Source organism: Faecalicoccus pleomorphus DSM 20574 (genome assembly GCF_000420345.1).
In the GTDB taxonomy this organism is placed as follows: domain Bacteria; phylum Bacillota_I; class Bacilli_A; order Erysipelotrichales; family Erysipelotrichaceae; genus Faecalicoccus; species Faecalicoccus pleomorphus.
Map to the genome: position 1 here is coordinate 26216 of NZ_ATUT01000003.1, position 13203 is coordinate 39418.

The window sequence follows — 13203 nt, forward strand, 5'->3', positions numbered from 1 at the left end:
AAAGTATTTTCATCGTTTAAAAAGACAAAACATCATCCAAATTTATCTATTTTTTTATTATAATAGGTACGAGGACAGAAAAGAGGAATGAATATGAAACACAAAATTATTTTTCTTGATATGGACGGAACTTTGTATCAGACAGAAAATGATATCATACAAGATAACGCGTTGGATGCAATCCAAATGTTAAAAGATAAAGGATATAAGGTATGTGCCGCTACCGGAAGACCTTTAAATCAGATGAAGTTGATCTTGGAAAGAGTGCAGTTTGATGATTATGTGCTGATCAACGGAAGCTATATTCTTGATAAAGATTTCAATGAGATCGGTGCCTATCCTATTGAAAAAGAAACAGTAGAAGAACTGGTACAGCTTTGTAAGGATCATAAATTCGGATTGATGTTTCATTTCGGTGATGCGACATATATCTACAACGATTTTTATCCGATGTATTATTTCTGTAAATATTGTAATGTACTGGATTCTTTATTTTACGATCAGACACAGACTTTCCATAAACGTCACCGTGTCTTTAATGCCGTGATCATGACAAAAGATAAAACTAGTTTGGATGCTTTTATGAAGGAACATCCAAATCTTCGTTCTGATTTGATCAACGTTAAAACCGATGGCTTCTGTTTTGATATCTTTAATGCCGATAATGACAAATCCAAGGGAATCGATCTGGTATTAAACAAAAACAACATGACATGGAAGGATACGATCTGTATTGGAGACAGCACGAATGATATTGGCATGTTAGAAAAAGCAGATATCGGAGTTGCGATGGGAAGTGCGTCCGATTATGTCAAAAGCTTTGCCAATTGGTCAACAACCAGTACCTATGAAAATGGTATCTTTAATGCCGTGGCAAAAATATTAAAGGAAGAGGACAACTAATCCCCTTCCTTTTTAAATTCTATAAAGTTTTGACCCACCTTCCTGGCTTCTTGGGCATCATGCGTCACATATAATAAGGTAAATTGTTTTGTTTCCTGTAGTTTGATCAAGGTATCGATCAATTCATATTTTGAGGTTTGATCCAAGGAATTCAAGCCTTCATCAATCAACAACAGATCCGGCTCTTTGATCAAGGCTCTTGCCAGAGAAATACGCTGTCTCTGTCCACCGGAGAGGGTTTTACACTTTTGTTCTAAAATTGAATCTACACCTACAAGCCTGGCGGCATGCTCTACCTTTCTTGCCAAATCGCTTTTGGAGAGGGTTCTTTGATCGATGCCATAGGCAATATTCTCTTTTACCGTAATCGCATCGAAGAGTCGGTCATTTTGAAACATAAACGATATCTTCAAAGATGGTGGTATTCGGATGTTTCCACTTGTGATGCTCTCTAAGCCGGCAATCATTCTTAATAGCGTTGTCTTTCCACAGCCGCTTGGCCCAAAAAACACTGTTCTCTGTTTCTCGGGAATCTGCATAGACATATCCCGCAGGGCCACTACACCGTTTTCATAAATTTTGCTCACATTACAAATTTCAATCATGCACTTATTGTACCAAACTCTACGATTTCTATCCATTCACAGACGATGAAAACTGGCTGTTGTAGAGCTGATAATAGAATCCTTTTTGTGATAATAGATCCTGATGTTTTCCCTGTTCTACGATCTTTCCTTCTTTCATCACCAGGATTCGATCGGCATTTTGAATAGTGGATAATCGATGGGCCACAATAAAACTTGTTCTTCCTTTCATCAGCGTTTCAAAAGCTTTTTGTACACGTAATTCGGTCATGGTATCGATAGAAGAAGTAGCTTCGTCTAAGATCAAGACCGATGGCGAACACAATAAAATTCGCGCAATGCACAATAACTGTTTTTGCCCCTGTGAAAGATTGCCTCCTCCTTCGGCCAGAATCGTGTCATAGCCCTCTGGCATCTGTAAGATAAAATTATGCGCATACGCTTTTTTAGCTGCCTCTATGATTTCTTCATCTGTGGCATCCGGCTTCCCATAGGCGATATTCTCTTTGACCGTTGCCGCTTTTAACCATGTATCCTGTAAGACCATACCATAACTCGTACGCAAAGAATGACGCGTAATTTCACGAATGTCATGTCCATCAAACCAGATGGTGCCTTTTTGCACATCGTAAAAGCGCATAAGAAGATTGATCAGTGTTGTTTTTCCACATCCAGTAGGTCCGACAATGGCAATGCGCTGTCCCGGTCTAACCGAAACGCTCAAATCCTGAATCAATGGTTTACTTGAACTATACGAAAAATCCACATGTTCCAGCACAACCTCTCCTTTTGGATCCACCAAATTCAACGCTCCTTTTTTATCCGGAATTTCTGCCGGTTCATCAATGAGGGCAAAGACACGAGCCGCCGATGCGATCGAGTTTTGAAATTCGGTAATAACACCGGTAATCTCATTAAAAGGCTTGGTGTATTGGTTGGTATAACTTAAAAAGCTGGACAGCTGACCGACACTGATCATAGAAGCTGTGCAAGCCAAGCTTCCCGCAATCGCCACACCGGCATAAATGGATGAATACATCAAACGGGTTGCCGGATTCGTAATAGAAGAATAAAAGGTGGCCTTTAAAGAATAAGTGGATAATTTTTCATTGATCTGATCAAATTCTTTTTGTACTTCTTCCTGATGATTAAAGGCCTGCACCACTTTGATCCCGCCCAACATTTCATTGGTAAAAGCGGTTAACTGTCCTCTGGTCTGTGACTGATATGTAAACATCTGATATGATTTTTTCGCAATGAAATTTGCCAGTAAAAACGAAAGTGGACTTAATAACACAACGATCAATGTGATCCAAATATTCAAACTGGCCATAAATAAGATTGTACCTACGATGGTCAAAACACCGGAAAAAAGCTGCGTAAACCCAAGCAATAAACCATCTGAAAATTGATCGATATCCGTTATGATTCGACTGATTAAATCACCGGAAGCATGTTGATCTATATAAGATAAAGGCAATACCTGTAAATGATCAAAAGCCTGTACCCGCAAGTCTTTGACTACATGATACGTAATCTTATTATTGATGTGATTCATCAACCATTGTGCACAGGACGTCATTAAAATCGAAAGCGAAATACCAAAAATGATGGCCATTAATCCAGAAAAATCGACCTGTCCGGCTCGTACGATCTTATCAACAGCCTTTCCGGTCATGATTGGCACATACAGGGTAAATCCCACAACTATAATCGAAAGAAGAAAGGACAAGAATATCCACCAGCGATAAGGCTTTAAATATGTCAATATTCTTTGTAGCGTCTCTTTATTTTCACGCATCCTAAGCCATCTCCTTTCCAAAGGATTGAGAAGCACATATTTCCTGATAAATCGAATTGTTTTGGATCAAATCTTGATGTTTTCCATAGCCAACAAGTTTTCCATCATCCATGACCAATATATGATCGGCATCATAAATGGCGGATACGCGCTGCGAAATAATAAAGACCGTTTGATTTTTCGTATTTGTTCGAATCGCATGGCGCAATCTGGCATCCGTCGCAAAGTCAAGTGCCGAAGCGCTGTCATCCAAGATCAGTATATCCGGATTTCCAACCAAAGCACGAGCGATGGTCAATCTTTGTCTTTGACCACCGGAAAGATTGCTTCCTTTTTGAAGAATTTCCAGATCCAATCCTTCTTTCTTTTCCTCAACAAATTCTCTAGCCTGTGCAATATCTAAGGCCTCTAGTATTTCTTCATCTGTAGCATTTCTCTTTTTTAATTGCATATTCTTTCTTAGTGTTCCGGAAAATAATGTCGCCTTTTGTTCGACAAAGCCAATATGTTCACGAATCGAGAAAGGAGAAAGTGTACCGATTTCTTTTCCATATAAATAAATTTTTCCTTTGGTACGATCATAAAACCGGCACAAGAGATTGGCCAACGTGGACTTTCCGGCACCGGTAGCCCCAATGATTCCAATCGTTTCTCCCTGTTGTACTTGAAAGCTAATATCCTGCAACACTTCTTTTCCGGATTTCGCATATTGAAAACTGACATGTTCAAAAACAACTGCCGGAACATCTTTTATACAATTCAGATCTTCTAAATTCGAATCGGACTTCTCTAAAAAGGAAGGTACGTCAAAAATCGCATTGACACGTCCCAGACTCGCAAAGGCTCTGGATAAAAGAATGATCAGATTGGCCAGTTTGACAAGTTCTGTCAGAATTTGAAACATGTAATTGATCAAGGCAATAACTTCCCCTTGTGTCAATTCTCCCGCATTCACCTGCAGACCGCCAAAATATAGAATCGCAACAACGCCCAAATTAACGATCATATAGGTCAAAGGGTTTAATAATGCGGAAATCTTACCGACAAAGATTTGTTTTTGATACAGTGTATCTGTTTCCTGATGAAACTGTTCTTTTTCTTCGTCTTCTCTGGCAAAAGCACGCACTACACGAATACCGGTTAAATTCTCTCTTGTCTTCAACAAAACTTTATCCAATATCTGCTGCACCTTTTTATATAAAGGCATAGTCATCAACAAAATCGCAAAAACAACGATCATTAAAACCGGAATAACAACCACAAAAATCATGGCCGCCTTTACATTTACGCCAAAAGCCATAACCATAGCCCCAAATACAACAAAAGGAGAACGTAAAAATAGGCGCAAAAACATATTCAAGCCATTTTGTACCAGATTGATGTCATTGGTCATTCGGTTGATCAATGTCGATGTACCGATACGATCGATTTCCTGGAACGAAAATGTGTTGATATGAGCAAACAAATCTTTACGCATGGATTGCCCTAAGCTGACTGCCGATTTGGCGGCAAAGTATTGTGCCGTCAAAGAAAAGGCAAAACCGATGATTCCTAATAAAATCAGTAGCGCTGTCATCTTCCATAAAAAAATCGCATCCTTTTGGGCAATCCCCACATCAATCATCTGGGCAACAACCAGCGGAACAAACAGTTCAAAGGTTGCTTCTAACATCTTGAACAAAGGCGCTAAGATCGTGATCAATGGATAGGCGCGTAAATAATGATATAATCGTTTCATATTCCCGTTCCTTTCTATTCTACTTTAAAAGGTTCTGTTATAATGATTTCAAATCGAAAAGAGGCTTTTTATGACTTTGGTTCAATTACACTATTTTAAAACCATCTGTAAATACAACAATTTAACACGAGCCGCCAAGGCTCTGCACATTTCCCAACCTACATTAACGCATGTGATTCATGACTTGGAGCAGGAATTTGGCATTACTTTATTTCTGCGCCAGAACAAGGGTTTGGTCTTAACTAAGCAGGGACAAGATTTTTTAAATGAAGCCAATCTATTACTGGAACAGGCAGATGCCTTTTCCAATCGAATGAAGTTTTTAGGCCATACGCATCAAGCGGTGCAATTTGGCCTGTCCCCGGCCAGTTCCACCTTATATTTTCCTTTGATTGCGCAAGCTTTATATCAACAATATCCACAGATTCAAACGATTCTTGTGGAAAACGGAAGCATGTTGAACCGACAAAAAATCATTGATGGAAAACTAGATTTAGCCATCATTTCATCAAATGCTCCTATACCTTCTACATTAGGTTCCTACAAAATCGCAAACACCAGAGTTTGCCTGTTTGTTCATAAGGAACATCCTTTGGCCAAAAAGAATATGTTATCGATACAAGAAATCAAGGAGCAACCTTTGGTCATGTTGTCCGAAGAATCTTTTCTTACTACCGCAACCATCAGCCAATGCATGCACTATAAGATTGATCCCAATATCATTTTAACAACCAACCAGATTTCTATTATCAAACAGCTGGTGACCAACAAAATTGCCGCTACTCTCCTTTTTGAACATACTTTACCGGACGATCAAGAATATGTATCGATTCCGGTAACAGAGTTTCAAGCAATTCAGATTTACTTGATCTGGAATCAGTATAAGCAGATGACACCTGCCATGCAGCATTTGATCGAAGTGACCAGGCAAGTGTATCCAAATAACTAATTCGTTCCTTATTGTAATCGTATTATTAAAAAAACACCAATACATATAAATTAGTGTGTCATAAATTTTATTTATGAACATTTCATATCTTATGCCAGAAAGAAAACAACAAAATTAAAAATTTTTAGTACCAAACGAGTATCACAAGCCAAAAAGAAAAGCCCTTATCTGCTTTAGATAAAGGCTTTTTCTTATATATTTTGTCTTCGTTAAATTACTTAACTTCAACTTCTTTGCGATTTATTTTTATTATTCCACCTATATATAAGGCATATTTAGTGCTTTTTATTCCTTATATTTTATATAAAGAACAATGAAAATAGAATTTCAGTATCAAATTAGTATCATTTAGGTAGATCAGAATAGAGCTTTTCATACTGCTCTACGGCCTCCCTTTTTAGTCTAAACCCCTCACCGGGTGTAATGTGCATAAAGCCCGATATTTTCTCTATATCCCAATGGTAAAGATAATACCCTTCGAGCATTTCACTATAAGGCTTTTCCATTTTTTCTATACGCTCTTTTATGAGCCACCATTTATTGTGCTTTGCCAATCCCGCCTCTGCTGTCTCACGTTCCAAAGAATCAATATAGATGAACTTCTTCAAGGTTGGATCACTGACCTTCTGATCATAGGGGATCTTGTCATACTGAACCGCCTTGACATCGTAAAACGTTGATTTCGCCTTTTTGAGCTTATCCATCATGTACCACCATTCTTCTGTTAATATGGCCAATTCCTCAAAGTCGTTCATTTCCATTTTCTCTCCATTCTTTTAAAAAATAGGACACCCCGGGGGAGAGGTGCCCTATATGCAGTCTGTTATTACCTTTTCTTTGCTAAGCCACTTTTGCGAATAAGGAGTTAATACCTTTCTGTAAATCTACTCCGCTGTTACAGCCTGGTAGTAGATAGCGTTCTTCTTATTCTCTAAAACAAAAGCGTCATATACAATTCGACCCTCTACAAGATCACCACTGATCCCAGGTGGGTCACTGTGCACCTTATAATCTTCCAATTTGGCCGGTGCTACGGTAGCCACCTTATGGCATACCATAAAGCCAAATTGAGCCGGTAAACGCTTGGCCGGTACTTTCACTACTGAAAGACCGTCAACCATAGCAATGACACCCTGTAGGCGCTGTTCCTGTGCCACATCACTGTCTAGTGTGATGTCCGGGCACTGTTTTAACAGTTTGTACGTTGTAGGGGTCACGATCAAGACACGGCCTGTGTCCGGGGCCTCTGCGTCGTCCAAAGCCTCAGTGGCCTTCAAGATCTCGTCATAGATATTTGTTTCTGTCAATTCAATGGCAGAAGGCGTATTTCCGGCCCCTGTGCACATTTTATTGAATACATAGGTATCTACTTCGGGGATAATGACTTCACGCTCCTGTCGGGCTAAAGCACTTGCTCCGGCTAGCTGTTGTGCTGTTTCGTCTTTGTCCATTTTATCAATGGCAAAGGTGAAAGATCGATCCTTTGTCAATGTGAGTTCTTCTGTTGTTGCATTAAGGCTTGCAACGGTACCATATCTAGAATTACCTTCATTCGTTCCCTCACGGTCGTAGTCGTTCATGGTAGCAGTGCTGATCTTATAGACCTTGACTGTATGAGCGCCTGTCCATGTGAAATCGTTATTCGTTACAAGGCTCTTCTTGGCCTCTGTCGTGAACATCTCATCAACGTAGGGCTCAAATTTTGTGACTAAATCAATAGCCATTGTTTATCACTCCTTTATCTATTCTTTAGGAGCAAAAGCAGATTTTAAATTGTCATTGTTGCCTGTTTTGAATTTATCGCCATGAATGGGCGGTTTCCCTTTTAGAAATGCTTTCTTGATCTCATATTCTTTATCATCTAAAACCTTTTTAAAGACATTCAATACATGAGTATAACTCTCTTCAAATTCGTCTTTATTAGATAAATTCATGAGCGCGATCAATTCTGTAGGAAGTCCTTCTTTCAAAAGGCGTTCCCGACCTTCTGCTCTAAACTCCCTTTGTGTTACTTCTCGTTCTCTTCGATCCAATTCCGTTTCTACCGGGTTTAGGATCTTTTCAAATTTTTTGTGCTGTTGTGCAAGTCTTCGCTTTACAATTCTTTCTAAGTCTTCCTCTGAAAACTTCTTGACCTTTTTAGGATCTTCTTCCTCGCTTTTTTCAGCACCTTCTGTCTGTTGTTCAGTAGTGACAGCCTCTACTTCTTCCGGGTTTTGTTCGTTTTGGATTCCCTCAACCATTTCTTCTTGTGGCATGTATTGCCCTCTCTTTCTATGCCTTTTAAGCGCAAGGCCTAGCGCCTTTTGAGGTGTCGCGCCACGCTGAATAGAACCAAAAATAAAAGCGTGGCTCCTCGACCTTAAACAAGGGGATTCCCACGCTGAAAATATGAATAGAGGAATAAAAAAGCGTGGGATCATGAAAAACATACTTTCCCACGCCCGGAGTTAGGCTTACTTTGATAAAAGGGAAAACGTCAATTAAGAACCCTTTAATCATTGCGGTACTTATGGCTATATTATACCATGCCTTACCGCATTTATATACCTTATAATCAAGTGAAAAGCCCCTTATACAAGGAGCTCCACTTTTTACGCTTTTGTGTTTAGCTGAATAAGAATGATGTCAAATCCCATGCTTAGACTGTCCTCAGACTCGACTCAGCCCATAGGTATTATATCACATTTCCGGCCAATCGGTTAGTTTGTCCGATTCTTCTTTTAATCTCTCGTATTCTTTATCAAGTTCTTCCGAAGAAAGGCCGGAGAAAATAATACCGTCATAATAGCCTAAAGTTTTTTCCTCTTTGTCCTTACCTTTTTTCTTCTTTTTAGCCATAATCGCTCACCTCTATATAGCACCTAATATTTCCTCTAGTCCCTCACGAAGTTGTTCTTCGTTTATACAGTATGGATCATGAGCTACAATTTCATCGCACGGATCATATCGATCTGCAAGTTCCCATATTCGTGACACGATAGTATTCTCGTCATTTCGATCATTAGGATCAGCAGAGTACTCCAAATCTTCCTCATGATCCACCCAAAATTGATCAACATAGTTACAGTATTCCTTAGCTGTCATTGAGTTACCACTAAGAAAATCCTTTGTGTGATCAATAAAGCTATTATAGGGTGTCTTTGATCGGTCATATGTATCTATTTGTTTGCATAACTCTTCTAAGTCTAGTCTATCATCTACTATATAGCTATTCATTGTTACCCCTCTAGTTACATTATACCCCATTTCCTCGCGTGCGCGCGTATATGTTGGCCTTTGTTGGTTAAGCCATTAAAAAGACGAGCCTTTCACTCGTCCTTTAACATTACATAGGCTTTCTTGTATGGCCCTTCATTGTTCTTTGATCTCTTGACCTTCTTGATCTTGCCCTTGAATCGAGAAAGAACCCTGTATAGCTCTTTCTCGTCTTCATAGCTTACTGTGAGCTTAATCATACTTATACCCCGTCAGCTCATACATCCACGCCTTAAAATCTTTGTATGAGGCGTTATCTGTGCCTTTCTTACGGAGATAATTCAGCACACTGTAGTACATGGCCATATGGTTATGGTCATACCGCTCTTTGTTGCTCTTTTGGCCGTTGTAATAACCATATCTATAAATATCTGAAAGCCATTCGTCCATACTTTCTGCATTCATGATCAAGGCCTTACACTCTAGAATTGTTACATACCCCATACCTGGCATATCTTGTACCTTTTCTCTAATTTGTTCGATCATATCTTCGGTGATAATCATAGTTTTTTTCCTCTTCTTTCTAAAAACACTTTCTTTGTTTAATTACATAGATTTCATACGATAAAACCGCTAAAATACACTCTTGCATTGTCAAATCCGGATTTTTCTTTTTAAGCTCTCTCGCCGTTTTTAAAACACTGCTTTCTATAAAATTCACTGTCCAATCTGACATTGTTACGTCCTCTCTTTCTATATATGGTAGTCTTTTTATGTATCCATTCCCTATGATGTTGTGGTGAAGGGCAAGTTGAGTTAAGTTGTTATACTTCAAATCTCATATTGTCTATCTATTTGACTCAATTTGACCCAATAGGGCAATATGAGTAAGTATTGATTATATAAGGCTTTTTTCTCAATTTGTCCCTCTATCAATGGGTCTATAGAAGTTTGTCCTCTTCGGGTAGCGAAATAAACCATTTTACGCCTTTTTTATCCCCTTTTCCCTCACACCTCATTTTGACCTTTTTGGACGAATTGAGTTCTTCTTTTGCGTTTCTAATGGTTTTGTCAGATATTCCGGCCTCTTTTAAGGCTGTATTTAAATCCTTGATATTCATTTCCCCTTGATCCTCAAGAAGGTCAAGTATCATCTGCTTTGCCTCATCTCTTGCCGGTGCACTTCGTTCAAGTTTCTTCTCATGCACAAAGTCCCAATCTTTCTTTTCGGTTGATCCTAAGAACTTAGGTACCTGGTCCACAAGCATATAGAGCACTGTCTTATTTAATGGCGCATAATTGCTTTTAGCATGGTCAAGGTACAAGCTCCCGTTTTTGGTCTTACCCAAAAGGAAGGCACTTCTCGCGATGTCGAATATATCCGAGCTATCCGCAAAACGGCCTCTCCCGGAGCGATCACTCATCTTATTAGTGTGCATGACAATGATCATGGTTGTACCGGTCTCGGTGCCCAATGCTACTAAAGGATTAAGTGCGTCTCTCATCTGATTCCTGTAGCCCATATTTACATTAGGGGGCAAAAAGCTCTGTAAAGGGTCAAATATACATCCGTCCGGCCTATGCTCCAAAATTGTATTTTTGAGTGTTTCGCTATTGAATTTCATGTATTCAAAGTTGGGATCAGTATAAGGCACGCTTAGAATATTGCTCATGTTTGCCCCATTACTGATCAGACGTTCAGATAAGACCTCTTCCAATTCGTCCTCTGAGCTCAATACAAGAAACTTCATAGGCTTTCTTGGGTTACTACTGAACTCTATAGGATCTTCAAAGAAACAGGGCTTTCCGGCACTCAGACAAGCCACTATATGGCACCAAAGAAATGTTTTACCCGTCCCACCATCAGCACCTATCAGCGTGATCTTCCCCTTTGGAATCCACCCCGGTATCAGCCATTCAATGGGTTTAGGTTGTACATCAGCCATTGAAACAAGGCTAACTTCTTTCGGTATGTCTTCTCTCTCGTACTCGTCAAAGTTATTTATAGACGGAAATACTTCACTCTCAAGCTCTTCCTCACTCAAGGGTGGTACACACTTATTTTCATTGATATTTCTGATCATAGCCTTTATGGCCTCATCATCCGCCATATTTCCTTTAAAGGTGTGACGACCAATAGCTTTAACTAGATAGTCAGTTCGCCCACCTTCCGGCACCATAGCAAGATTCTGTGAGGATTGTGGTAGTGTTTCTTTTTTAGTCATGGCCTTAAACTGCATAAGTTCGAGCACGCTCTCATTTGCCTCTGCCGGCTCAATATCGTTAAGCCACTCGTAGTATTTTCCTCTATATATAGAAGGTGGCGCTATAATACAATTCCTGTCACCTCGTGTATCAACTCCCGGCAAAATATTACTTCTTCCTTTTATGTGGATCTCTTGAGGCACCTTAAAATAATAATGACGGCCACCTGTAGTAGTCTTTGCCATACGAGTATTAGGAAAGGCTCCGTGCTCTGCTTGCCACTTTTCAATAGATTCAAAGCCATTTACACCATTTCTCTTATGCTCCGGACTGTCAACATCAATAACACAAACATTATCCCTGTTCCCGTGACCAGTTCCAATGGCTATATTCCCCGACCAATTTTGTACCGGTGTTTTTCTAAGCTTTCCCGGCCAATCTTCACCGGCTAAGAAAATGACTTTTTTACTTCCATCTTCCTTTGTGCTAAGCTTTATAGGGGTGATATAAAGGCCTTGCTTTATGTAGGAGTTGGCAAAGTCTTTAAGACTCATCATCTCATCACCCCACAGCGTTCCATAAAGTACTTACGTGGAACTCGTCCGGCTACTGTATAGTAGCCCTTTTTCTTTAGCTCTCCGTTCATGGATCGCATAAGCTCGTAGGCCTTACCTTTGGATACTTTGAGCATAGACATTACCTCATCTACAAAGATGAAATATTGATCCTTGATCTCTTGGTACCCCTCTTTAAATTCTTCATGCATCTTAATCACCTCTTTTCTAATAGATCTTCAAGTTTCATGCCTAATGCGTCCGCAATCTTCTTGCCTGTCTCATAGGTGCATGATCCGCCATTGCAGACTTTATTCAGCGTAAAACGAGCCACTTCTGATTTCTTAGCTAATTCAATCTGTGTTATGTCACGATCATACAAGACACCTCTCAATAGCTTTGCGTCTATTCTCATCTTTCTCACCTCGCTTTTTTAGGTTTCTTTTGCAACCTCAATCACATTATAATGGTTGCATTTGTAACTGTCAATAAGTAAAAATGTTTTCTTTTGCAACCTATAAAAATGTCTGTTATTATATAAACGGTGATATGATGAAATTTGGTGAGAAAATAAAAGAGCTACGAGTCTCGAAAAAAATGACACAAAAAGAACTTGCTGAAAAAGCAAATGTTGGAATGTCTACGATCAAACAATATGAGCTAGGATACAGAAAGCCAAAAATAGAAAATCTCGAAAAAATCGCAGAAGCTTTAGGTGTAAGTGTCTTTGAATTTTATAGTGACAGCATAAAAGATTTTAAAATAGCCTTATCTAGCAAATTAGAAAAATCTGAGCTAGATAAGTTAGCAAGTTACTTATATGTAGAGCTAGGTATGGAAATCGTACCTATAAATAAAAATAAATACATGATAAAATTTGACGAATTAGACTCTTCTATAGAGCAGTTCAAGGCTCCTAAAGAACCTATATTAGTCAGCGAAAATTATTTATTAGATTTAAAAAGTAAAATCAATGATTGCTTATTACAAGAAATTAAGTCATTGATTAACTCAACTGAGGCACTAAATAAGATATTAAACAATCCGAATTTTGATTTTTTGAATTCCAAATTTGATAAACATTTAGATGAGGAATCAAAAAAGAAAATAGGAGACTTCTTAGATTGGTACATGGATAAGTATTGGAAAGGGATATACAAAGATTAGATAAAATAAAAAAGCCCCTCAGTGCGCCAACACTGAAGGGCCAGGACGTAAAAAAACTTCACTACCACATGAAAGACTTTTTACGTGCCTATTTTATCAAATTT

17 protein-coding genes are annotated in these 13203 nt (G+C 39.0%); 3 read left to right on the forward strand and 14 right to left on the reverse strand.

Going from position 1 to position 13203, the window contains the following annotated elements:
* The first annotated feature begins 93 nt into the window (after positions 1-93).
* The gene (locus G413_RS0102500) at positions 94-903 is read left to right on the forward strand and encodes a Cof-type HAD-IIB family hydrolase (protein ID WP_022789372.1); all 810 of its coding nucleotides are present in this window, start codon (positions 94-96) and stop codon (positions 901-903) included.
* Here the strand turns inward: G413_RS0102500 and G413_RS10720 are convergent.
* From G413_RS10720 to G413_RS0102515, 3 genes are read right to left on the reverse strand one after another with little or no spacing between them, the layout of a single operon-like run.
* Positions 900-1508 (reverse strand): ATP-binding cassette domain-containing protein, encoded by a 609-nt coding sequence (locus G413_RS10720; RefSeq protein ID WP_022789373.1) that lies wholly within the window; start codon positions 1506-1508, stop codon positions 900-902. The two genes, G413_RS0102500 and G413_RS10720, sit on opposite strands and share 4 nt — an antisense overlap.
* Before the next feature lie 28 nt (positions 1509-1536).
* Positions 1537-3288, reverse strand: coding sequence for an ABC transporter ATP-binding protein (locus G413_RS0102510; RefSeq protein WP_022789374.1), 1752 nt, complete (start codon positions 3286-3288; stop codon positions 1537-1539).
* 1 nt (position 3289) lies between these two features.
* Positions 3290-5026 (reverse strand): ABC transporter ATP-binding protein, encoded by a 1737-nt coding sequence (locus tag G413_RS0102515; RefSeq protein ID WP_022789375.1) that lies wholly within the window; start codon positions 5024-5026, stop codon positions 3290-3292.
* Positions 5027-5096: 70 nt separating this feature from the next.
* Here G413_RS0102515 and G413_RS0102520 point away from each other — a divergent pair, with 70 nt between their 5' ends.
* A complete protein-coding gene (locus tag G413_RS0102520) occupies positions 5097-5975 on the forward strand; it encodes a LysR family transcriptional regulator (protein ID WP_022789376.1) in 879 nt (292 codons plus the stop codon).
* Between the two features lie 344 nt (positions 5976-6319).
* Here the strand turns inward: G413_RS0102520 and G413_RS0102525 are convergent, their stop codons facing one another.
* The 11 genes from G413_RS0102525 to G413_RS0102575 form a co-directional block, all read right to left on the reverse strand.
* Positions 6320-6736 carry a hypothetical protein gene (locus tag G413_RS0102525; protein WP_022789377.1) on the reverse strand — a complete coding sequence of 139 codons (417 nt, stop codon included), beginning with the start codon at positions 6734-6736 and terminating at the stop codon, positions 6320-6322.
* A gap of 123 nt (positions 6737-6859) precedes the next feature.
* The gene (locus G413_RS0102530) at positions 6860-7699 is read right to left on the reverse strand and encodes a hypothetical protein (protein ID WP_022789378.1); all 840 of its coding nucleotides are present in this window, start codon (positions 7697-7699) and stop codon (positions 6860-6862) included.
* 18 nt (positions 7700-7717) lie between these two features.
* Positions 7718-8407, reverse strand: a complete 690-nt coding sequence (locus G413_RS0102535; protein ID WP_147285015.1) for a hypothetical protein — start codon at positions 8405-8407, stop codon at positions 7718-7720.
* 250 nt (positions 8408-8657) lie between these two features.
* Positions 8658-8816, reverse strand: a complete 159-nt coding sequence (locus tag G413_RS12030) for a hypothetical protein (protein WP_022789380.1) — start codon at positions 8814-8816, stop codon at positions 8658-8660.
* Between the two features lie 12 nt (positions 8817-8828).
* Positions 8829-9194 (reverse strand): hypothetical protein, encoded by a 366-nt coding sequence (locus G413_RS0102545; RefSeq protein ID WP_022789381.1) that lies wholly within the window; start codon positions 9192-9194, stop codon positions 8829-8831.
* Positions 9195-9286: 92 nt separating this feature from the next.
* A complete protein-coding gene (locus tag G413_RS12035; protein WP_022789382.1) occupies positions 9287-9433 on the reverse strand; it encodes a hypothetical protein in 147 nt (48 codons plus the stop codon).
* The gene (locus tag G413_RS0102555; protein WP_022789383.1) at positions 9426-9737 is read right to left on the reverse strand and encodes a hypothetical protein; all 312 of its coding nucleotides are present in this window, start codon (positions 9735-9737) and stop codon (positions 9426-9428) included. The genes G413_RS12035 and G413_RS0102555 overlap by 8 nt, the downstream gene beginning before the upstream one ends.
* A 19-nt stretch (positions 9738-9756) precedes the next feature.
* Positions 9757-9909, reverse strand: coding sequence for a hypothetical protein (locus G413_RS12250; RefSeq protein ID WP_022789384.1), 153 nt, complete (start codon positions 9907-9909; stop codon positions 9757-9759).
* Positions 9910-10114: 205 nt separating this feature from the next.
* Positions 10115-11932, reverse strand: coding sequence for an AAA family ATPase (locus G413_RS11670; protein ID WP_022789385.1), 1818 nt, complete (start codon positions 11930-11932; stop codon positions 10115-10117).
* The gene (locus G413_RS10725) at positions 11932-12069 is read right to left on the reverse strand and encodes a hypothetical protein (protein WP_282705396.1); all 138 of its coding nucleotides are present in this window, start codon (positions 12067-12069) and stop codon (positions 11932-11934) included. Before G413_RS10725 ends, G413_RS11670 begins: the two co-directional genes overlap by 1 nt.
* Positions 12070-12149: 80 nt before the next feature.
* Positions 12150-12347 carry a helix-turn-helix transcriptional regulator gene (locus G413_RS0102575; RefSeq protein ID WP_022789387.1) on the reverse strand — a complete coding sequence of 66 codons (198 nt, stop codon included), beginning with the start codon at positions 12345-12347 and terminating at the stop codon, positions 12150-12152.
* A gap of 134 nt (positions 12348-12481) precedes the next feature.
* Here G413_RS0102575 and G413_RS10730 point away from each other — a divergent pair, with 134 nt between their 5' ends.
* Complete coding sequence (locus G413_RS10730) at positions 12482-13099, forward strand: helix-turn-helix domain-containing protein (RefSeq protein ID WP_162138392.1); 618 nt, start codon at positions 12482-12484, stop codon at positions 13097-13099.
* Positions 13100-13203 lie beyond the last annotated feature (104 nt).